The organism is Serratia marcescens (assembly GCF_029846115.1).
Lineage (GTDB): Bacteria > Pseudomonadota > Gammaproteobacteria > Enterobacterales > Enterobacteriaceae > Serratia > Serratia marcescens_L.
This window is the reverse complement of sequence record NZ_JARVZZ010000001.1, coordinates 2,474,196-2,495,170: the sequence shown is the minus strand read 5'-3', so window position 1 is coordinate 2,495,170 and position 20,975 is coordinate 2,474,196. Positions and strand designations below refer to the sequence as shown.

The window sequence follows — 20,975 nt, the reverse complement described above, 5'->3', positions numbered from 1 at the left end:
CCCCCCTCTCTGTTTATTCCTGCGACAGCAACCGACCTATTTTTGCTTATATTCATTTTTTTTAGTTACAAAAGTAGTTTTTAACATTCTCGCAAACAATAATACCCCGCCAGTAACGTGAACCGATCAATTTGCATCCGGACGGCCTGCAATAGTTCACTTTTCGTTAAAAACCCTATTAACAAAAAGGCATTATCGCTGCCTATCGGCTCACGCCGGGCGGTCGGCTTCACTATTTTCCAGGGTAACTCCCGCTAAATTCTTTCACCTGCAATGAGTAGAATTTACACACAAGAGATTTAATTCAATGAGAAAATTACTCGTCCTGATTTTCAGCCTCAGCCTGTTTAGCGTTACGCAGCAGGCAGCGGCTGAAGAGAAGAATAAAACCGTCGACGTGGTGTTGATCGGCGGCGGCATCATGAGCGCCACCTTGGGTACCTATCTGCATGAGCTGGAGCCGACCTGGACCATCGACATGTACGAGCGCATGAACGGCGTGGCGGAAGAGAGCTCCAACGGCTGGAACAACGCCGGTACCGGCCACTCCGCCTTCAGCGAAATGAACTACACGCCGGAAAAAGCCGATGGCACCATCGATATCAGCAAGGCGGTGAAGGTCAACGAGTCTTTCGAAATCTCCCGCCAGTTCTGGTCTTATCAGGTGAAGAACGCTGTCCTGAAAGATCCGAAATCCTTCATTAACAGCGTGCCGCACATGAGCTTCGTGTGGGGTGACGATAACGTCAACTTCCTGCGTAAACGCTACGCGGCGCTGCAGCACAGCACCCTGTTCCGCGGCATGGAATACTCCGAAGATCCTGCGCAAATCAAACAGTGGGCGCCGCTGGTGATGAACGGCCGCGATCCGGCGCAGAAAATCGCCGCGACCCGCATGCCGCTGGGTACCGACGTTAACTTCGGCGTGATCACCCACCAGCTGGTTGACGCGCTGAGCGCCAGCGACAAGTTCAAGCTGAACCTGAGCCACGAAGTACGCGACATCAAGCGCAACGCCGACCAGACCTGGAGCGTGACCGTTGCCGATCTGAACCGCGACGGTAAAGAAACCACCGTTAACGCCAAGTTCGTGTTCATCGGCGCCGGCGGCGCGTCCCTGACCCTGCTGCAGAAATCCGGCATCCCAGAAGCCGACGGCTACGGCGGCTTCCCGGTCGGCGGCCAGTTCCTGGTCACCACCAACCCGGCGATCGCCAACCAGCACCTGGCCAAAGTGTATGGCCTGGCCAGCGTAGGTTCGCCGCCGATGTCCGTGCCGCACCTGGATACCCGTATGCTGGACGGCAAGCGCGTGCTGCTGTTCGGGCCGTTCGCCACCTTCTCCAGCAAGTTCCTGAAGAACGGTTCACTGTTCGATCTGCTGCACTCGCTGAGCACCTCGAACCTGATGCCGATGACCCACGTTGGTCTGGATAACTTCGATCTGGTGAAATACCTGGTCGGCCAGCTGATGATGAACGACGACGATCGCTTCGCCGCGCTGAAAGAGTACTTCCCGGACGCCAAGCAGGAAGACTGGAAGCTGTGGACCGCAGGCCAGCGCGTGCAGATCATCAAGAAAGACGCGGATAAAGGCGGCGTGCTGCAGTTCGGTACCGAAGTCGTCAGCTCTGAAGACGGCAGCATCGCCGCTCTGCTGGGCGCGTCACCGGGCGCTTCCACCGCTGCGCCAATCATGCTGCACCTGATGGAAACCGTGTTCAAAGACAAAGTGGCGACGCCGGAATGGCAGAGCAAGCTGAAAGAGATCATCCCGTCCTACGGCCACAAGCTAAACGGCGATATCGAGATGACCAACAAGATCCGCGGCTACACCAGCAGCGTCCTGGGTCTGAACTACATTGAAGTGAAACCGGAAACCAACTGATTTTCCACTCGTTTCCTGCTGAAAAGGCCGCTTTATGCGGCCTTTCTCTTATCCCCCTGCGATTCAAAGAGCATTTTTGGTCACCTTTTTACCCCCGGTTTACCCTTGCGTAACGGCGCACTCACGCCTATTATCAAAGCATATTCTTGGATAATTAAGCTAAGTCACTGTGACCTGAATGTCGTTTTTGCGGGAGAACTAAAACCATGGATCGCGTCAATATCATTCACGATTTACTAGACTGGATTGAAACTCATCTGGACCAGCCGCTGCTGCTGGATAACGTCGCCGCCAAGTCGGGCTACTCCAAATGGCACCTGCAGCGCATGTTCCGCAGCACCACTGGCCACGCGCTCGGCAGCTATATCCGCGAGCGGCGCCTGTCGCAGGCGGCGCAGGCGCTGCGCTCCACCCCGCGCCCGATCCTGGATATCGCCCTGCAATACCATTTCGATTCTCAGCCTTCGTTCTCACGCGCCTTCAAGAAACAGTTCGGCAAAACCCCGGCGGTCTATCGCCGCACCACTCGCTGGGACGTCGCGGAATGGCCGGCGCAGCCGGTAGAGCTGGAGGCCGAGCCACGCCACGATGCCCCCACGCTGCCACGCTGGTACGCCGGCAAACCGCCGGAAGGCGTTTGCACCACCTGGATGGGGCTGCGTTGATAAACGCGGCATAACACGTAAAAAGGGTTCAGTTCTCGCGAACTGAACCCTTTTTTATTGAAGCGACACCGGATTATTTGAAGGTGACGTCAATATTCGCCGAAGCGCTGAATGGCCCCACTTTCGGGTTGGTGCTCAACCATTTCAGGCTGGCCATGAAGTTCTTTTCAACGATGGTGCCGTTGACCAGACCCAGATCGACCGGGCTGTTCATCATGATCGGCGTATTCGGCGTGGCCGCCTGCGAGATCAAAATACCGAAGCCGCTGTCGCTGGTCGGCAGGATCACGCTGTTATCCTGCAGCGGATAAGTGCTGCTGAAGCTGGCCTGCAACGTTTCCCCCTGGCAGTCCTGCCCGGTCGTCGGATCGGACATATTGGCGGCAACCGAGAACGGCACCTGTTTCTCGATTTTACCCACCACCGCATTTTGACGCGGGATAGTGCCAAAATTCACCGTCGAACCGTTGTTGGCCACGACGGTGATTTTCGGGTTGCAGGAAATAAACTGAATGTTGCCCAACCCGGAAATGTAGGCGTTAAAGTTACTGTTCGGCGTGCCGTTCAAGCCGCCGACGCCATCAACCTGAAACACCGAGTAGGAGTTGTTGTCGTTGATCTTGCCGCCGGCCGGAGGCGCTTTGCCGGTTGCTTTAATATAGATAGCGTAAGACACGGTTACCGTCAGCGGTCTGGCCGGAGACAGGCAGCGGCTACCCGAACGGCGGCATTCCGTGCCGGGCCCCACGTCCTGACGTGCGCCTTTCGTCGGTTTGACGTCAACCCCCTGATAAGTAACGCCCACTTCGATCGAGTTATGGATCTGGCTCATCCGGGACTGCGGATCCCAGTACAGGTAGGCATTCTCCCCTTTCGGGTTGTTCCAGTCATCTGTACATTGGAAAGTCGAAGTAAAGGTCTGCGAACGCCACAGCAACGCGCCCGGCGCGGTATTGGCGGTCGACACCTTGATGGCTTTATCCAGCACGATATCCTGGCGAATGCTGCCGTTCTGCTTACAAGACAGCGCATAGCTGCTCTGCGAAAACGCGCCCAGCGTGACCAGCAGCCCAGCCGCCAACCCGAGATTCTTGTGCTTTAACAAAGAAGACATATCCTTTCCTTTTACGGTTTTCCGCAGGTCAGCGAAAGTTCCTGATAACCCATCAACTGTTCAGTCGCCGCTTTCAATTCCGGCACCACCAGTGAGCAGCTCTCGCCCGTGTCGTTGCCCCATTTCACCAGCAGGCGATCCCCTGCGGAAGCCCCTGAAATATAAATATCGCCGTTGGTACCGACAGTACCGTTGTTCTTGCCGTCCGCACTGAAGACGTTGGCGCCAATCGGCGGTACGCTGCCGTCGGCCATCTTGCTGTGTACCAACAGGCTTTGGCCCGTATGCGTTTCAAACTTCACGCGGGTGATTGCGCCGTAAGTCGGCACCACGTCTCTCGCCGCCATCGGGATATCCAGGCCGTTGCCGATATCTTCGGTGCGCAGCGCCACGCGGTTATGGCGGTATGGCGACGCAGAGGTCATCACCGCGTAACCGAAGCGGTCGATGGCGACACCCGGTTGGTTTTCGATACGAACGCCCTTGGCGTCTTTCGCCTCCACCAGCACAAACGTATTCTGCAGCGGCTGGGTCAGCGTCACACCGCCGGAGTGCGCGACGATGCCGCCCGCCACGCCCAACGAAGACTGCTGATAATCTTTGCTGTAGCTATAACCGGCATTGATGGTCCCCATGCTGCCCTGATAACCGACGTTGGCCGAGCTGGTTTGGCCCGAATAACGATCATGACCGCTTTGCACCGCATAGTTCAAGCGGTTGTCATCCAGCGCGGTGCCGCTCAGGCCGGCGCTGTAGGTATTGCCGCTCTGCTTGCTGTGGCCGGCGTTGAAGCTGGCGGTCATGTCCGACGAGTCCTTGCTGAAGAAGCTGAACGGAATCGACACGGTCAGGTTGACGCTGCGGTCTTTATAGCCGTAGTTGCTGCGGCTGTCCTGATAGAAGACGCCATAGCTGATATTTTTATAGCTGCTGTTGAAACCGGTTTGTACGGTGCGATCTTCACCGGACCCGCCCCAGTAAGACTGGTTGCTGAGGTTAGCGTACAGCGTCGAGCTACCGGCGATGCGCTGGTTGACAGACAGCTCAACGCGCTGGCGTTTGTTGTTGAAACGGCTGGTGTAATAGCTGCGACGGCGCGATTCCGCCCAATCCGGCACGCCCAGGTTGCGATCGTTTTGATCGTAGTAATCGTTCCGGTAATAACCGTTCTCATAGCGTTCACGCTCGGCCACCGCATCGGAGAAATCATAATATCCGGAGGTCGAGTAACGGTAACCGGCAATGCGGAATTCCGTCCCCCAGTCGTTGAGCGACTTGGAATACAGGAAACGGAAACTCTCCCCTTGTTTGTCATCACCGTTCACCAGGTTGGTGTCGGAATAGGACATATCAAAAGAGACGGCCCCCCAGTTCCCCAGGTTTTTACCGAGGCCCACGACCGCTGAACGGTAGTTCTCCGCCACCAGCACGCCGCCGTAAGGCGTGATGTCATACGCCATGCCGTGCGACAAGGTGCCTTGGACAAACTTGGGCTGATAGCGGCTGGTGCCGTCGTGGTATTTACCGGCGGTCAGCTGATAGTTCCAAATCCCTTCGCGCAGCATGTTCGGCACCGAGGAGAATGGCACGACGAAAGAGGTTCTCGAACCGTTGGCTTCGATGACCGTCACGTCCAGGTTACCGCTCAGGGTGCTTGGGAAAATGTCCGTCAGCGCAAACGGCCCTGGCGGAACGTTGGTGCTGTAAATGGTATAACCGTTCTGACGCACTTCAACGCGCGCGTTGGTCGTCGCCACGCCGCGCACCACCGGCGCATAGCCGCGCTGGCTTTCCGGCAGCATATCGTCGGCGCTGGACATCTGCACACCGCGGAACTGGATGCTGTCGAAAACGTTGTTGTTAGTGTTGGTCTGGCCGATCACCAGACGGCTGCGCAGAGAAACGATATCCGTTTCCGCCCAGCTGGAAATGTTCTTCCAGTGCGTGCCGGCACCCGACTGCTGGTTCAGCGTCGAGTTGTTGCGCAGGCGCCAATCGCCAATATTAAGGCCATTGTTAAGGCTCAGGAAGTAATAGTCAGAAGTCTTGTCGTTCTGGTTATTGCCATAGCGGTTATGGGTGCCGCTAAAGTTATAGTTTACAAAGCCGGCGTTGATGCCGCGATCGTAAACTTTCGGTGAAATGGCACCTTGCGGGCGCGGGATCAGAAACACCTGCGGCACTTCCAGATCCATACGCTGTACGGCGGCGTCATAGCTCAGCTTGGCGCCGGAGATTTCTTGCGGCAATGCATAGCATTGCGCGGCGCCAGCGGTGGTCAGATCGCCGGGCAGCTTTACGCCGTAATCCTGGTAATCCACAGCCGTCAGGCACGGCGCTACCGGGGAGTCTTTGGATTCTTTCTTGAACTCGATCTCGCGGTGATCGATACGCTGCCCGTTGAGATAGATATCAAACGGATATTTACCCGGCAGAATATCATCCCCGCTGGCCAACGACGCCACTTGGGCGATATTGTCATCGCCATGGATGAAGGAGGTGTTGAACTGCTCCTCCGCCATGGCCATCTGTGAGAATGAAAAAGGCACAGCAGAAAAATAAATTACACCATTAATCAGCTTCACCAAACGTTTTGGCGCGAGGGTTGTTATTCTTTTGTGTGCCATTTCTTTCATTCCTTGAAGTGCTTCAATCAATTCAGTGCGACGTTTTTAATCTCGGTGTGACCGCCATAGTCGTTGATATAGGTAAACGACATATTGTTGGCTGATTGCGCGCCCTGAGGCAGGGAGATACGCAGGCTGTCGTGTGGCTTGACCATGTCGGCGTTCACTTTCCAGCTCTTGCCACCGCTCTTCAGGTTCAACACGCCCAGCGTGACGAACAGCGGGCCATCGTTAGTCACGACTAAATTGCCGCCCTGGCGCTTCCACTTCAGCGCTTCCGCCTGCTGTTGCAGGTTGGTTTTCAACGAATCTGGGCGATAGAACAGTTTGATACGGGTACGGATCGCCACCTGCAGCACGTTATCTTGCTTAGGCGTTGGCGGAATTTCCTGTACGTTGACCCAGAGCAGAGATTCTCTGTCCTGCGGCAAACCGCTGCCGGAATAGATAAAACGCAAAATAGCGTCTTTCTTGGCAGCCAGCTTCAAAATGGGTGGCGTCACCACGATCGGCAAATTCTTAGGCATCTGGCTTGCATCGCCAGTATCCAGCCAGGTTTGCACCATGTAGGTATCGTCGCTGTCATTGCTGATTGAGAGCGATGCGGATTTACTTGCACTGTTATAGATGACACGCGTCGCATCAACCTGGATGCCTGCGAAGGCATTAACAGAGAATGCGAATAAAATACCAGTCAGAATTTTTTTCATCGGAATGTCTCAACTCTCAAAATTTAGCCATCCTTGGCCAATAACTCTATCTATCCTGCCAGCGAATTATTTGTATTCGATGGTGAAGGTAGCGTTAGAGTTTGCCTGACCGGCAGTTACCAGATCCTGGAAGGATTTGTAACGAGCGCGCAGGTTGAAAGTCGCAGCGCCTGGGTTATCGCCATCAGCAGCAACAGTAACGGTAGCTGGGGTAGCCACTTCCTGAGAGATAGGCAGAGTAGAGCCGTTGTTATCCAGAATTTCAACGCCAACGCCAGCCGCGCCGCCAGTTACAGCCAACAGCTCTGGGTGGCCCGCAGGGGTGTTACCGTCGAAACGCAGGGTGTAGTTACCCGCTTCACATTTCTCCAGGCTAATATCGAAAGCTTTAGCACCGCTGGTAGAACCGGCAGTTGGGAAAGCGGTAGTAGGATATTTACCCAGGTAAACTTCTTTATTCTGGTCTTTATCAACAACTTTACAGGTGGACTGTACAATTTCACCGGTGAATTTAACGTTGCCGTTTGCTGCCATTGCGTTGGAAGCAGTTGCAGACAATACCAGGGCGGCCAAAGGCAATAATACTTTTTTCATTTCCAGCTCCATAGAACAATAAAATAATCGATTCAGTGGCGGGCTTATATATATATTGCCGCCACTGAGCATACACTCAGCGATAGCACTCCCTTGCTGAAAAGGAGCGTTGCCTCGATGAACTCATTGCCGGACGAAATATAGACTAAGCATATTCTTAATGTTAAATCGTTTAAAACATTCATAAGGCCCCTCTTGATAGGAATAAACTATCGGCGGATACCTATCGATCGATGTTGACGATTCATATGAATAGGAATAATCTGTGTTTGGGAAAGCTGCAGAGTTCAAGATTTTGCATTAAGGCCTGAAAATCAGAATATTATCCCGAATATTTACATTTAGTAACACATTGCGACGTTTGGACTTTGGCACGAATTACGCGTTAAATGGTCTGTCGACACGCTTCGGCCATCCTGACGCTTTAAATAAGAAATTTACCAATAAACTCGGAGTAACTTTCTTTTTAACCATTTAAAATCAACAAGTTAAATATCAATCCAAGGATTGGGAAATGAGCAGTTCTTTCAGAGAGAAAAATAACGGCATTAATTATGTTTTTCAGCCAATGTTCGCGAAATCGGGACAATTGCTGGCCGTTGAATGTCTGTCTCGCTTTACGTTTAATAGTGAGTACGCCCATTTTTCTCCCGAACAGTTCTTTCGTCACGCCGACAGTGCCACCCGGATTGAGATTTTGATGGATCAGATCAATCTGATCGATAAATACAAACACTGGTTTCATGAAAACCAAGTGATAGCCACGTTGAATGTTGACGACTATTCCCTGCAATCGCTGGCGAATACTCACTTTGCCGAAAGAATTAATGCCCTGCGCTGTATTCATTTTGAGATCAGCGAGAATTCAACCCGGCTGGTGAAAGATCGCGTACACGGCGATCCGTCATTGAATAGTTATTCATTTTGGCTCGATGATTTTGGTTCTGGCTATGCGGGTTTCTCCGCGTTGTACAACAGCCAGTTCCGCTTCGTTAAGCTCGACCGTTTTCTGCTTTGGGACTTCATGAAAAAGTCCGGCGGCGAGGGCTTGATGCGCGCGTTACTGCGCTTTTTTTACCTTAATCATTACAAGGTAATTATCGAAGGAGTTGAAACTCCCGAACACAAGAAATGGCTGGATGAAATGCCATATTACGCACTGCAGGGAAAGCTGTGGAAGGAATCCAGCATCAAGGATTTGAACTCGCTTCTTACAGCTGAATACTTTTAACTCGGTATTGGTGTTTGCCCTATGTCTAAAAACAACGTTCTTGTGATTAGTGAGTGTAAGTACAGCTATGTTGGCCTGTCGGTGCTGCTGAAGAAACACTACGGCGCGTACGATATCCGCCTGTTTTCCGATTTCATGCACGGCGGCGCCAAAGCAGAGAAGATCACCAAGCACGATATCGCGCTGATTTTCACCTCGCAAAATCTGGAACAGAGCGTCAACGTGATCGAAAGCCTGGTGTCCCTGCACCAGCAGTACAACAGCAAGACGCGTCTGCTGGTGTTCTATGACGACGAGCGCGTGGTGAAGCTGTTGTCGATCCTGGGGATTTCCGTTGAGTTGGTCTCTACCCGCATTCCGCTTTATTCGCTGCAGGAAAAAATCCAGCGGCTGCTGGAAAGCAAAGAACCGGGCGGCATCAGAGTGCAGAAAACCCGCGAGCTCAGCCCGGCGGAAAGCGACGTGATCTTCAATCTGCTGCGCGGCGACAGCCTGTTGCACATTGCCGAAAAACGCGGCACGCACCCAAAAACCATCTTTTCGCAGAAATACAGCGCGATGAAAAAGCTGCGGCTGCGCAGCATGAGCACCATCTTCGTCGCCGGCAAATAACCTGCCCTGGCTTGTTGCGCGGTACGCCGCGCGGCAACCAGCCCTCCCCCGCCAAGTTAAATTAATGTAACAACCAGCGACAAAGCAGCAACAGACACACAACATCTCCTCCTGTTGGTTACGATTTGCACACGGATTATCCGTGAGTCATGTCGTGTGGATTAAAATAAACATCAGGAGATGTTATGAAGTCGTCCTTATTCAGCCGCTACACCTGCTTTGTGCTGAGCATCTTGCTCACCCTGGTTTTCTTGATCATGATGCGCAACCATCCGTGGTTCTGGCTGCCGGCCCTGGCCTGCGGTGGCTTGATGGTGCTGGGCATCTATGATCTCACGCAGCAACGTCACGCCATCTGCCGCAACTACCCGATCATCGGCCGCCTGCGCTTCTTCTTCGAATTCATCCGCCCGGAACTGCGCCAGTATTTCCTCGAGCAGGATAATGAAGAGATCCCGTTTTCACGCACCCAGCGCACGCTGGTGTATCGCCGGGCGAAAAACGAGATGGGCGACAAGCCGTTCGGCACCCTGCTGGACGTCTACCAGACCGGCTATGAGTGCATCGGCCACTCCATGCGGCCGGTGGAAGCCGCCGACCCGACCAGTTTCCGCATCACTATCGGCGGCGCCGACTGCCGCCTGCCCTACTCCGCGTCGATCTTCAACATCTCGGCCATGAGCTTCGGCGCGCTCTCCGCCAACGCCATTCGCGCGCTCAACCTCGGCGCGGCCAAGGGCAATTTCTACCACGACACCGGCGAGGGCAGCATCAGCCGCTATCACCGCGAAAACAACGGCGATCTGGTGTGGGAGCTGGGCAGCGGCTATTTCGGCTGCCGCACCGCCGACGGCCATTTCGATCCGCGGCGCTTTGCCGAACAGGCGCAAAGCCCGCAGGTGAAAATGATTGAAATCAAGCTCAGCCAAGGCGCCAAACCCGGCCACGGCGGCATTCTGCCGGCGAAGAAGGTGGATGCGGAAATCGCCGCCACCCGCGGCGTGCCGGAAGGGGTCGATTGCATCTCGCCGGCCTCGCACAGCGCCTTCACCACCCCGCTGGAAATGATGCATTTCATCCAGCAGCTGCGCGAACTGTCTGGCGGTAAGCCGGTCGGTTTCAAGCTGTGCATCGGCCACCCGTGGGAATTCGTCGCCATCGTCAAGGCGATGCTGCACACCCGCATCCTGCCGGATTTCATCGTGGTGGACGGCAAGGAAGGCGGCACCGGCGCCGCGCCGCTCGAGCTTTCCAACTATATGGGCATGCCGCTGCGCGAAGGGCTGCTGTTCGTGCATAACACATTGGTAGGCTGCGGCCTGCGCGACCAAATCAAGATAGGCGCCAGCGGCAAGATCATCAGCGCCTTCGATATCGCCAGCGTGCTGGTGCTCGGCGCTGACTGGGTGAACTCGGCGCGCGGCTTTATGTTCGCCGTCGGCTGCATCCAGTCGCAAAGCTGCCACACCAACCACTGCCCAACCGGCGTGGCGACGCAAGATCCGCTACGACAGAAAGCGCTTGTAGTGCCGAACAAGGCGGAACGCGTCTACCACTTCCATCAGAATACGGTGAAAGCGCTGGCAGACATGCTGGCGGCGGCCGGCGTCAGCCGCCCGGAACAGCTGACCTCACACCATATGCTGCGCCGCATCACGCCGACCGAGATCAAGGTGTACGCCGATATCTATTACTACCTGGAGCCGGGGGCGCTGCTGCAGCCGGAGATCAAAAGCGAGTTCTATGCCCGCATGTGGCGTATGGCGACGCCCACCAGTTTCGATCAGGCGATCTCGCTGCCGGCGGCATGATGGGATAAGGAATAAAAAAGAGTTGCCCCCTCGCCTTGGGGAAGAGCATATGGAGAGGGGTTGCTTGCTACGGCGGCCCTCCCCCTCAACGGCGAGAGGGCGTGTCGGTTACTGCTTGCGCACCGGCGCATCGCCGGCGACGTAATAGTCGGCGGCGCTACGCGGCAGCGGCGCGCGCTGGCGAATGCGATCGGCTAACTTCTCGGCGATCATGATGGTGGTGGCGTTCAGGTTGCCGGTGATGATCAGCGGCATGATCGACGCATCCACCACCCGCAATCCTTCCATGCCGTGCACCCGGCCCTGCCCATCGACCACCGCCATCTCATCCTCGCCCATCTTGCACGAGCAGGACGGGTGGAAGGCGGTTTCGGCGTGCTCGCGCACGAAAGCGTCTAGCTGTTCGTCGGTCTGCACCTCCGGCCCCGGGCTTATCTCGCGGCCACGGTATTCGTCCAAAGCCGGCTGCGCCATGATCTCGCGCGTGATGCGAATAGCGTCGCGGAACTCCTGCCAGTCCTGTTCGGTCGCCATGTAGTTGAACAGAATGCTCGGGTGCTGGCGCGGATCTTTCGATTTTACCTGCACCCGGCCGCGGCTCGGCGAACGCATCGAGCCGACGTGCGCCTGGAAGCCGTGCTCTTTGACCGCGTTGCTGCCGTTGTAATTAATCGCCACCGGCAGGAAGTGATACTGAATGTTCGGCCAGGCGAACTCTGCACGGCTGCGGATGAAACCGCCGGCCTCGAACTGGTTGCTGGCGCCGACGCCGGTACCGTTGAACAGCCATTCCGCGCCGATCTTCGGCTGGTTGAACCATTGCAGCGCCGGGTACAGCGACACCGGTTTCTTACAGGCGTACTGCAGGTACATCTCCAGGTGATCCTGCAAGTTTTCCCCGACGCCCGGCAGATCGTGCACCACCTTGATATCCAGGCTGTTCAGCAGCGCCGCCGGGCCAACGCCCGAACGCTGCAGGATCTGCGGTGAGGCGATGGCGCCGGCGCACAGCAGCACTTCGCGCCGCGCTTTGGCGTGGGTCAGCTGATTACTGTCGCCCTGCAAATAGTTGACGCCCACCGCACGCTTGCCGTCGAACACGATATGGTCGGTCAACGCATGGGTAACGATTTTCAGGTTCGGCCGCGAACGCGCCTGATCCAGATAACCGCGGGCGGTGCTGGCGCGGCGCCCTTTCGGCGTCACGGTGCGATCCATCGGGCCGAAGCCTTCTTGTTGGTAACCGTTCAGATCGTCGGTGCGCGGGTAACCCGCCTGCACGCCGGCTTCTACCATGGCGTGGAACAGTTCGTTGTTACCGGCTTTCGGCGTGGTGACACTCACCGGGCCCTCGCCGCCGTGGTAATCATTCGGGCCGATATCGCGCGTTTCCGCCTTGCGGAAATACGGCAGGCAGTCCAGATAGGTCCAGTCTTCCAGACCCGGCGCCTTGGCCCAGTTATCGAAGTCCATCGCGTTGCCGCGAATGTAACACATGCCGTTGATCAGGGACGAACCGCCCAGCCCTTTGCCACGGCCACATTCCATCCGGCGGTTGTTCATGTGCGGCTCAGGATCGGTTTCATACGCCCAGTTATAGCGGCGGCCCTGCAGCGGAAACGCCAGCGCGGCCGGCATCTGGGTACGGAAATCCATCCGGTAATCTGGGCCGCCGGCTTCCAGCAGCAGCACGCTGACGTCGGCGTCTTCGGTCAATCGGGTGGCTAACACGTTGCCGGCGGAACCGGCACCGATAATGATGTAGTCAAATTCCATTCATTATCTCCTAAATATTCGTATGCCTGGATGATGCGAATGGCTTGAATTCCGCATGCTGAATATATCAAGGCAGTTTTGGATGCAAAAAAGATATATCCCCTATGGATTTCGAGTTACAGCTAGGCGGCAAGGGCGCAGAGCCCCAGGAGCTTACTCAAGTAAGTGACTGGGGTCTGCGCTCGCAGCCAACAACGCTGTAGCTTGAAAGACGACGGGGATAGTTAAAATACCGAGGCGTATTCGCCCAGCTCAACCTGCACCGATTTGATCTGGGTGTAGTGTTCCAGCGTCGTCAGGCCGTTCTCGCGGCCGACGCCGGACTGCTTGTAGCCGCCGACCGGCATTTCCGCCGCCGACTCGCCCCAGGTGTTGATCCAGCAAATGCCGGCTTCCAACTGATGGATCACGCGGTGCGCGCGTGCCAGATCGTTGGTCACCACGCCCGCGGCCAGGCCGAAGGTGGTGTCGTTGGCGCGGCGCACCACTTCCTCTTCGCTCTGGTAGCGGAGAATGCTCATCACCGGCCCGAAGATCTCCTCGCGCACGATTTCCATGTCGTCGCGGCAGTCGCTGAATACCGTCGGCGCCACATAAGCGCCTTTGCCGAATTCACCGTGGGTGACGCGTTCGCCGCCGCACAGCAGGCGCGCGCCGCTGTTCTTGCCGCTCTCGATAAAGCGCAGCACCGACTCCATGTGCGCGAAGCTGACCAGCGGCCCAAAGTTGGTCTGCGGATCGGTCGGATCGCCGAGGCGAATACGCTTCACGCGCTCGAGGATTTTCGCCTCAAACTGCGCCTGCAGCGCCTCCGGCACGAAGACGCGGGTGCCATTGGTGCACACCTGGCCGGCGCTGTAGAAGTTGGCCATCATGGCGATATCGGCGGCGCGATCCAGATCGGCGTCGTCGAAAATAATCAGCGGTGACTTGCCGCCCAGCTCCATAGTGACTTCTTTCAGCGTCGACCCCGACGCGTTGGCCATTACCTTCTTGCCGGTTTTCACCCCGCCGGTGAAAGAGACTTTGGCGATGCCCGGATGGTCGGTCAGGTACTGCCCCACTTCCGCGCCGCTGCCGGTCACCACGTTGAAAACGCCGTCCGGCAGGCCGGCTTCGGTGTAAATTTCCGCCAGCTTCAACGCCGTCAGCGAGGTGACTTCACTCGGTTTGAAGATCATCGCGTTGCCCGCCGCCAGCGCCGGCGCGGACTTCCACAGCGCGATTTGAATCGGGTAGTTCCAGGCGCCGATGCCGGCCACCACGCCCAGCGGTTCGCGGCGGGTGTAAACGAATGAGGTTTCGCGCAGTGGGATCTGTTCGCCTTCAATGGCCGGGATCAGGCCGGCGTAATACTCCAGCACGTCGGCGCCGGTAACGATATCCACCGCGGTGGTTTCCGACATCGCTTTGCCGGTATCCAGCGTTTCCAGCGCCGCCAGTTCATCGTTGCGCTCGCGCAGAATATCCACCGCGCGACGCAGGATACGCGAACGCGCCATCGCCGTCATCGCCGCCCACACCTTCTGCCCGCTGGCCGCGCTGGCCACCGCACGATCGACGTCTTCAGCGCCGGCGGACTGGACTTCAGCCAGAACTTCGCCGTTCGCCGGGTTAATGGCGTTGAAGGTTTTTCCAGCGGTGCTGTCTACATAGGCGCCATGAATATAGAGCTTCTGCAAGCCAAAACGGGACATAGGATCTCCTTGGGTTATCCTCCGGGCGGCGTCTGCCCCCGGAGTTGGAACGTGATGTATTCGGTCGTGAGCGCCAGCGCCTGCGCCTGATTGAACGCCGAGCCGCGCAGCGCGCTGCGCAGCCACAGTCCGTCGATCAGCGCCGCCAGCCCCTTGGCCGCCAACCGCGCCTGCGGCTGCGGCATGACGCGGCGAAACTCGGCGCACAGGTTGGAATAGAGCCGGCGGCCGTTCACCTGCTGCAGCCGGTTGAGCTGCGGTTGGTGCAGACTGCTGGCCCAAAAGGCCAGCCAGGTCTTCATCGCCGCGCTGTTGATCTGGCTGTCGTCGAAGTTGCCGGCGACGATCGCCTGCAGCCGCGCCGCCGGGCTGTTATCGGTCAGCGCCTGCAAACGCAGCTTCACCGCCTCGCCCAGATGGCTGATCAGATAGCGCATCGTGGCTTCCAGCAGGCCGTTCTTGTCCTTGAAATAATGGCTGATGATGCCGTTGGAAACGCCGGCCCGCCGCGCGATCTGCGCGATGGTGGCGTCATGCATTCCCACTTCGTTTACCGCGGCGAGCGTGGCATCAATCAACTGCTGCCTTCTGATTGGCTGCATTCCTACCTTTGGCATATTTCGACTCTCACAAAACCGACTTCGGCCTTATCTCAGCGGGCAAATTTCACTGCCGTTTCGCCCGTGATTCAGGTCATCATGAGGACCATTAAACTTTTTTTTGATTGAACGTTCAATAAAAATTGCATATATTTTATTGCCGCCTGGTTAAAAATTTGTACTATCTGGTTGTGGAACTGGCTGATTTTTGTGAGGTAATTAACGAATCTGACCAAAATCAGTGGCTGTAAGCGGTTCCCGCCGCGAAGCGCGCCGGCGCTTCATTAACAGGCGAAAGCGGTATCATTCAGGCCCTCCTCACGGGGATGGCCGCCGCCTTCATTCGCCCGTTTTCCAGAGGCCAACGCGCCCCGGAATGCGGAGCGGCACGATTTTCTCAGTTCAGAGGATGACGATGACAACCCACGAAACCTCCTCCAAACCGCAGCAGGACCGCCTCAACCCTGTGGTTTTCTTCACCTCGGCAGGGCTGATCCTGGCCTTCTCGCTGATGACCATCTTTTTCACCGACTTCTCCGGGCAGTGGATCACCCGCACGCTGAATTGGGTGTCGACCACCTTCGGTTGGTACTACCTGCTGGCGGCGACGCTGTACATCGTGTTCGTGGTGTTTATCGCCGCTTCGCGCTTCGGTTCGATCAAGCTCGGGCCGGAGCAGTCCAAGCCGGAGTTCAGCCTGATGAGCTGGGCGGCGATGCTGTTCGCCGCCGGCATCGGCATCGACCTGATGTTCTTCTCGGTCGCCGAGCCGGTGACCCAGTACATGATGCCGCCGGAAGGCGACGCGCAAACGCTGGAAGCCGCGCGCCAGGCGATGGTCTGGACGCTGTTCCACTACGGCCTGACCGGCTGGTCGATGTATGCGCTGATGGGCATCGCCCTCGGCTACTTCAGCTATCGCTACAATCTGCCGCTGACCATCCGCTCGGCGTTGTACCCCATTTTCGGTAAGCGCATCAACGGGCCGATCGGCCACAGCGTGGACATCGCCGCGGTGCTCGGCACCATCTTCGGCATCGCCACCACGCTGGGCATCGGCGTGGTGCAACTCAACTACGGCCTCAAGGTGCTGTTCGAAATCCCGGAAAACCTGACGGTGCAGGGCTCGCTGATCCTGCTGTCGGTGATCATGGCCACCATCTCGGTCACCTCCGGCGTCAACAAGGGCATCCGCATCCTGTCCGAGCTGAACGTGCTGCTGGCGCTGGGCCTGATCCTGTTCGTGCTGTTCTTTGGCGACACCGAGTTCCTGCTCAACGCGCTGGTGCTCAACGTCGGCGATTACGTCAATCGCTTTATGGGCATGACGCTCAACAGCTTCGCCTTCGATCGGCCGGTGGAGTGGATGAACAATTGGACGCTGTTCTTCTGGGCCTGGTGGGTGGCGTGGTCGCCGTTCGTCGGCCTGTTCCTGGCGCGCATCTCGCGCGGGCGCACCATTCGTCAGTTCGTGGTCGGCACGCTGATTATACCGTTCGTGTTCACCCTGCTGTGGCTGTCTATCTTCGGCAACAGTGCGCTCTACCAGATCATTCACGGCAACGCCGAGTTTGCTCAGGAAGTGATGCAGTTCCCGGAGCGCGGTTTCTACAGCCTGCTGGCGCAATACCCCGGCTTCACCTTCAGCGCCTCGGTGGCCACCATCACCGGCCTGCTGTTCTACGTCACCTCGGCGGACTCCGGCTCGCTGGTGCTGGGCAACTTCACCTCGCGCCTGGCCGACATCAATAATGATGCGCCGAACTGGCTGCGGATTTTCTGGTCGGTGGCCATCGGCCTGTTGACCATCGGCATGCTGATGACCGACGGCGTGCCGGCGCTGCAGAAAACCACGGTGATCATGGGCCTGCCGTTCAGCTTCGTGATCTTCTTCGTGATGGCAGGGCTGTATAAATCGCTGCGGGTGGAAGACTACCGCAAGGCCAGCGCGCTCAGCACACTGGCGCCGGTGCCGGTCTCCAGCCACGACGTGCTCAACTGGAAACAGCGCCTGTCACGGGTGATGAACTACCCGGGCACCCAGTACACGCAGAAAATGTTGGATAAAGTCTGCCGCCCGGCGATGCAGGACGTGGCGCGCGAGCTGGAGCTGCGCGGCGCGAAAGTGGAGTTCAGCGAAGTGCCACCGACCGAAGACGAACGCCTGAACCACCTGGAGCTGCTGGTGCGCCTGGGTGAGGAACAGAACTTCATCTATCAGATCTGGCCGATGCGCTACTCGGTGCCGGGCTTCACCTACCGCGCCCGCTCCGGCAAGTCGCACTACTACCGGCTGGAAACCTTCCTGATGGAAGGCACCCAGGGCAACGACCTGATGGACTACAGCAAGGAACAGGTGATTGGCGATATCCTCGACCAGTACGAGAAGCACCTGAACTTCCTGCACATTCATCGCGAAGCGCCGGGGGGCACCCTGACCTTCCCGGATATGTGACGGTCGATAAATAACGAGAGGGCGTAGCCAGGCTACGCCCTTTTTTATGCCTGCTCGGCCGGCAAGTCGGCTTTCAGCAGCACCAGGGAACCGGCCAGTAACACCAGATCCTTGATTAAAAAACTGGTGGCCCCGGCCATGGCCGGGAAACCGCCGGCGGAAGGCTCCCAGGCACCCGGCGTGGAAAAGATCAGCGTCAGCGTGGTCAGGTAGGTCACCGTCGAACCGATCGCCCCCAGCAACCCCAGCCGCCGCGACCAGAATCCCGCCAGCAGCAGCAAACCGAAGCTCCACTCGGCGACGCCCAGCGCATAGCTGGCGCCGCGGATGCCGAACGCCTGATGCATCCAGCTCAGCAGCGGGCTGTTGCCGATCAGCGGTACCAGCCCCTGCGCCTCGTAATCAAACCACTTGGCGTAACCGAAGGCGGCGAAGATCACCACCAGCGCCGCGCGCATAAAGATAACGTCCCCGTTCGAGCGCTGAAAGCGCCGCAGCCATGTCGCCAGCATCATCCTCTCTCCTTATGTTGCCCACGGCCGCCGCGGATCGCCCGCTTGCGGCCGCGGGGTGCGGCGGCTTAGTGCCCCATCGCGTCCTTCTTCATTTCGTCTTTCTTCATACCGTCTTTGGCCATACCGTCTTTCGCCATGCCATCCTTTTTCATGGCGTCTTTGCCCATCTTGTCTTTCTTCATGCACTCTTTGCCCATGCACTCTTTCTTCATGCCATCTTTCGCCATGCCGTCGTGCGACATCTGGCTCATGCCGTCCTTTTTCATCGCGTCTTTGCTCATGCCGTCTGCGGCGTTGGCGCCGGCCACGCCCAGCATCAGCGCGCTGCACATCATCATTGCGAATAACTTTTTCATGGTATTTCCTTCCGTCATGTCAAAGGCACCGGGGTGCCGGAGAATGGCCGGTGGCTGCCTCAGCTGCCGCCAAACCAGTTGTAACCCTGGTCTTCCCAGTAACCGCCCGGGAAGCGGTTGGTGACCTCGATCACCTGAATGTGTTTCGGGTTCTTGTAGCCCAGCTTGGTCGGCATGCGCAGCTTCATCGGGTAGCCGTATTTGCGCGGCAAGACCTGCCCGTCATAGGTCAGCGCGATAATCGTCTGCGGGTGCAGCGCGGTGGCCATGTCGATGCTGGTGTAGTAATCGTCGGCACAGGTAAAGCTGACGTAGCGGGCGCTCAGATCCGCGCCAATCGCCTGGAGAAAGGTCGCGAACGGCACGCCGCCCCACTTGCCGATGGCGCTCCAGCCCTCGACGCAAATATGGCGCGTCACCTGGCTGACCTGCGCCATGCGGTGCAGCTGCGGCAGGCTCCAGGCGCGTTTGTCCTGCACCAGTCCCGCCACCTCCAGCCGGTAATCGTCGCCGTTGATGTCCGGCGCGTCCTCCTCGGCGTAGAAAGCGTTGAACGGGAACGGCCGAGTGATCATCGATTCCGGGTAGACCGGCGCCAGGCGATCGCCGTTGAACAGCCAGCCCTGTACCCGATCGTTGAAGCGCGAGATGCGGCTCAGCGCCTGTTCGACGTTGGCGTTATCGCTGAGATCGCAGCCGGTGAGCATGGCGATGCCGCCCAGCGTCAGGCCGTTGCGCAGAAAGCGGCGGCGCGAAGGCGCGCTCAACAGCCGCTGCGCTTCTTTGACGATCGCCTGCCCTTCACCGATCGTCATGATCCGTTTATCCTTTTCCATCATTCACTCCTTAGCGTCCGCGCAGCATGGCCAGCAGCGTCCGCGGCACCAGCGCCACCATCACCAGGTGAATCGCGACGAAGGCCACCAGCGCCGACATGGCAAAAAAGTGGATATAGCGCGCCGCCTCATAACCGCCGAGCAGCGTGCGCAGCAGCGGAAACTGCACCGATTTCCACAGCACCAGCCCGGACAGCGCGCTCATCACGCCGAGGATCATCACCGACAGATAAGCCACGCGTTGCACCATGTTGTAGTGGCGCAGGTCGGCGTGTTGCAGCCTGCCGCGCAACGCGGCGCCTATATCGGCGAGAAACTGCCGTGGGCTGAGCGGCCAATATTTGCGTTTGAAACGCCCGCTGGCCAGGTTGATCAGCAGGTAGCACAGCCCGTTGACGCCGAACAGCCACATGCCGGTGAAGTGCCACTGCAGCGCGCCGCCCAGCCAACCGCCGAGCGTCAGCTCATTGAGAAAGCTGAAGTTGAACAGCGGCGAGGCGTTGTAGATGCGCCAGCCGCTGGTCACCATGATCAGCATCGCCAGCGCATTCAGCCAGTGCGTCAACCGCAGCCACAGCGGATGCACCGTCTGTCGTTGTTCCGGAGTGAAAGTGAGGCTCATAAAGATTCCTGCCAGCTAACGATGCGATGAGCCAAGTATTCGCCGGATTTGTTCCCCAAGACCTCACGCAAAGTTAAATAAAATGTGATAACTCCGCCGATGGGGGTTGTGTAGACTTCAGAGAGAAACGGGCAATCAGCGGTAATGAGAATGGACAAGCCAAAACGAATTTTGATCGTCGAGGACGACGGCGACATCGCCGAGCTGCTGCAACTGCATCTGCGCGACGAAGGTTACGCCATCAGCCACGCCGCCGACGGCAATCGGGGCATGGCGATGTTGGAACAGGGCGGCTGGGATGCCTTGATCCTCGATCTGATGCTGCCGGGCGTGGACGGATTGGAAATTTGCCGCCGAGCGCGCACCATGACGCGCTACACGCCAATCATCATCACCAGCGCGCGCTCCAGCGAGGTGCACCGCGTGCTGGGGCTGGAGCTGGGTGCCGACGACTATCTGGCCAAGCCCTTCTCCATGCTGGAGCTGGTGGCGCGGGTCAAGGCGCTGTTTCGCCGCCAGGAAGCGATGAGCCGCAACCTGCGCATGGACGCTGGCGTGCTCAGCTTCAACGATCTGACCATCGACCCCATCGCCCGCGAAGTGCACCTGCATCAGCAGCCGGTCGAGCTGACGCCGCGCGAATTCGACCTGCTGTACTTTTTCGCCCGCCACCCGGGCCAGGTGTTCTCACGCCTGAGCCTGTTGAATCAGGTTTGGGGCTATCAGCACGAGGGGTATGAGCACACCGTCAACACCCATATCAACCGGCTGCGCATCAAGATCGAGCGCAACCCGGCGGAACCCGAGCGCATCCTCACGGTGTGGGGCATGGGCTATAAATTCGCGGCCGCGCCGCAAGAGTGAGCC

18 protein-coding genes are annotated in these 20,975 nt (G+C 57.7%); 7 read left to right on the top strand and 11 right to left on the bottom strand.

The features are described from left to right. Window positions 1-307 precede the first annotated feature (307 nt). Together mqo and QDT79_RS11750 are read left to right on the top strand one after the other, a co-directional pair. Window positions 308-1,888 carry a malate dehydrogenase (quinone) gene (gene mqo, locus QDT79_RS11755; RefSeq protein ID WP_063988845.1) on the top strand — a complete coding sequence of 527 codons (1,581 nt, stop codon included), beginning with the start codon at window positions 308-310 and terminating at the stop codon, window positions 1,886-1,888. 206 nt (window positions 1,889-2,094) lie between these two features. Next, window positions 2,095-2,553, top strand: a complete 459-nt coding sequence (locus tag QDT79_RS11750; protein ID WP_107227424.1) for a helix-turn-helix domain-containing protein — start codon at window positions 2,095-2,097, stop codon at window positions 2,551-2,553. A 73-nt stretch (window positions 2,554-2,626) separates the two neighbouring features. On the opposite strand, the gene QDT79_RS11745 is transcribed toward QDT79_RS11750, so the two are convergent. The 4 genes from QDT79_RS11745 to QDT79_RS11730 form a co-directional block, all read right to left on the bottom strand. Then, on the bottom strand, window positions 2,627-3,667 hold the full coding sequence (locus QDT79_RS11745) for a fimbrial protein (protein ID WP_063988843.1): 1,041 nt from the start codon (window positions 3,665-3,667) through the stop codon (window positions 2,627-2,629). Window positions 3,668-3,678: 11 nt separating this feature from the next. Beyond that, complete coding sequence (locus tag QDT79_RS11740) at window positions 3,679-6,294, bottom strand: fimbria/pilus outer membrane usher protein (protein WP_308316529.1); 2,616 nt, start codon at window positions 6,292-6,294, stop codon at window positions 3,679-3,681. A 26-nt stretch (window positions 6,295-6,320) separates the two neighbouring features. Next, complete coding sequence (locus QDT79_RS11735) at window positions 6,321-7,004, bottom strand: fimbrial biogenesis chaperone (protein ID WP_004939085.1); 684 nt, start codon at window positions 7,002-7,004, stop codon at window positions 6,321-6,323. Window positions 7,005-7,070: 66 nt separating this feature from the next. Then, on the bottom strand, window positions 7,071-7,598 hold the full coding sequence (locus QDT79_RS11730; protein ID WP_063988841.1) for a fimbrial protein: 528 nt from the start codon (window positions 7,596-7,598) through the stop codon (window positions 7,071-7,073). Window positions 7,599-8,112: 514 nt separating this feature from the next. Here QDT79_RS11730 and QDT79_RS11725 point away from each other — a divergent pair. The 3 genes from QDT79_RS11725 to QDT79_RS11715 all read left to right on the top strand — a co-directional run bounded on the left by QDT79_RS11725 (window position 8,113) and on the right by QDT79_RS11715 (window position 11,252). Beyond that, a complete protein-coding gene (locus tag QDT79_RS11725; RefSeq protein WP_047568560.1) occupies window positions 8,113-8,829 on the top strand; it encodes an EAL domain-containing protein in 717 nt (238 codons plus the stop codon). 21 nt (window positions 8,830-8,850) lie between these two features. Next, complete coding sequence (locus tag QDT79_RS11720; protein ID WP_004939094.1) at window positions 8,851-9,441, top strand: LuxR family transcriptional regulator; 591 nt, start codon at window positions 8,851-8,853, stop codon at window positions 9,439-9,441. Window positions 9,442-9,626: 185 nt separating this feature from the next. Then, window positions 9,627-11,252 carry an FMN-binding glutamate synthase family protein gene (locus tag QDT79_RS11715; RefSeq protein ID WP_130018453.1) on the top strand — a complete coding sequence of 542 codons (1,626 nt, stop codon included), beginning with the start codon at window positions 9,627-9,629 and terminating at the stop codon, window positions 11,250-11,252. Window positions 11,253-11,360: 108 nt separating this feature from the next. Here QDT79_RS11715 and betA read toward each other — a convergent pair whose 3' ends face one another. The 3 genes from betA to betI form a co-directional block, all read right to left on the bottom strand. Then, on the bottom strand, window positions 11,361-13,028 hold the full coding sequence (betA, locus tag QDT79_RS11710; RefSeq protein WP_130018452.1) for a choline dehydrogenase: 1,668 nt from the start codon (window positions 13,026-13,028) through the stop codon (window positions 11,361-11,363). A 224-nt stretch (window positions 13,029-13,252) separates the two neighbouring features. Next, a complete protein-coding gene (betB, locus tag QDT79_RS11705) occupies window positions 13,253-14,725 on the bottom strand; it encodes a betaine-aldehyde dehydrogenase (RefSeq protein ID WP_308316528.1) in 1,473 nt (490 codons plus the stop codon). Between the two features lie 14 nt (window positions 14,726-14,739). After that, the gene (gene betI / locus QDT79_RS11700; RefSeq protein ID WP_004939107.1) at window positions 14,740-15,342 is read right to left on the bottom strand and encodes a transcriptional regulator BetI; all 603 of its coding nucleotides are present in this window, start codon (window positions 15,340-15,342) and stop codon (window positions 14,740-14,742) included. Window positions 15,343-15,739: 397 nt separating this feature from the next. Between betI and QDT79_RS11695 the strand changes: the two genes are divergently transcribed. Beyond that, a complete protein-coding gene (locus tag QDT79_RS11695) occupies window positions 15,740-17,779 on the top strand; it encodes a choline transporter (RefSeq protein WP_060440723.1) in 2,040 nt (679 codons plus the stop codon). Window positions 17,780-17,823: 44 nt separating this feature from the next. Here QDT79_RS11695 and QDT79_RS11690 read toward each other — a convergent pair whose 3' ends face one another. From QDT79_RS11690 to QDT79_RS11675, 4 genes are all read right to left on the bottom strand, one after another. Continuing rightward, window positions 17,824-18,294 carry a YkgB family protein gene (locus QDT79_RS11690; RefSeq protein WP_033637683.1) on the bottom strand — a complete coding sequence of 157 codons (471 nt, stop codon included), beginning with the start codon at window positions 18,292-18,294 and terminating at the stop codon, window positions 17,824-17,826. 65 nt (window positions 18,295-18,359) lie between these two features. Continuing rightward, a complete protein-coding gene (locus tag QDT79_RS11685) occupies window positions 18,360-18,650 on the bottom strand; it encodes a pentapeptide MXKDX repeat protein (protein ID WP_060436890.1) in 291 nt (96 codons plus the stop codon). Between the two features lie 59 nt (window positions 18,651-18,709). Next, window positions 18,710-19,486 (bottom strand): molybdopterin-dependent oxidoreductase, encoded by a 777-nt coding sequence (locus QDT79_RS11680; RefSeq protein ID WP_130018448.1) that lies wholly within the window; start codon window positions 19,484-19,486, stop codon window positions 18,710-18,712. Between the two features lie 10 nt (window positions 19,487-19,496). Continuing rightward, window positions 19,497-20,108, bottom strand: a complete 612-nt coding sequence (locus tag QDT79_RS11675; RefSeq protein WP_308316527.1) for a cytochrome b/b6 domain-containing protein — start codon at window positions 20,106-20,108, stop codon at window positions 19,497-19,499. A gap of 150 nt (window positions 20,109-20,258) precedes the next feature. Between QDT79_RS11675 and QDT79_RS11670 the strand changes: the two genes are divergently transcribed. Continuing rightward, a complete protein-coding gene (locus tag QDT79_RS11670) occupies window positions 20,259-20,972 on the top strand; it encodes a winged helix-turn-helix domain-containing protein (protein ID WP_047728196.1) in 714 nt (237 codons plus the stop codon). Window positions 20,973-20,975: the final 3 nt, after the last annotated feature.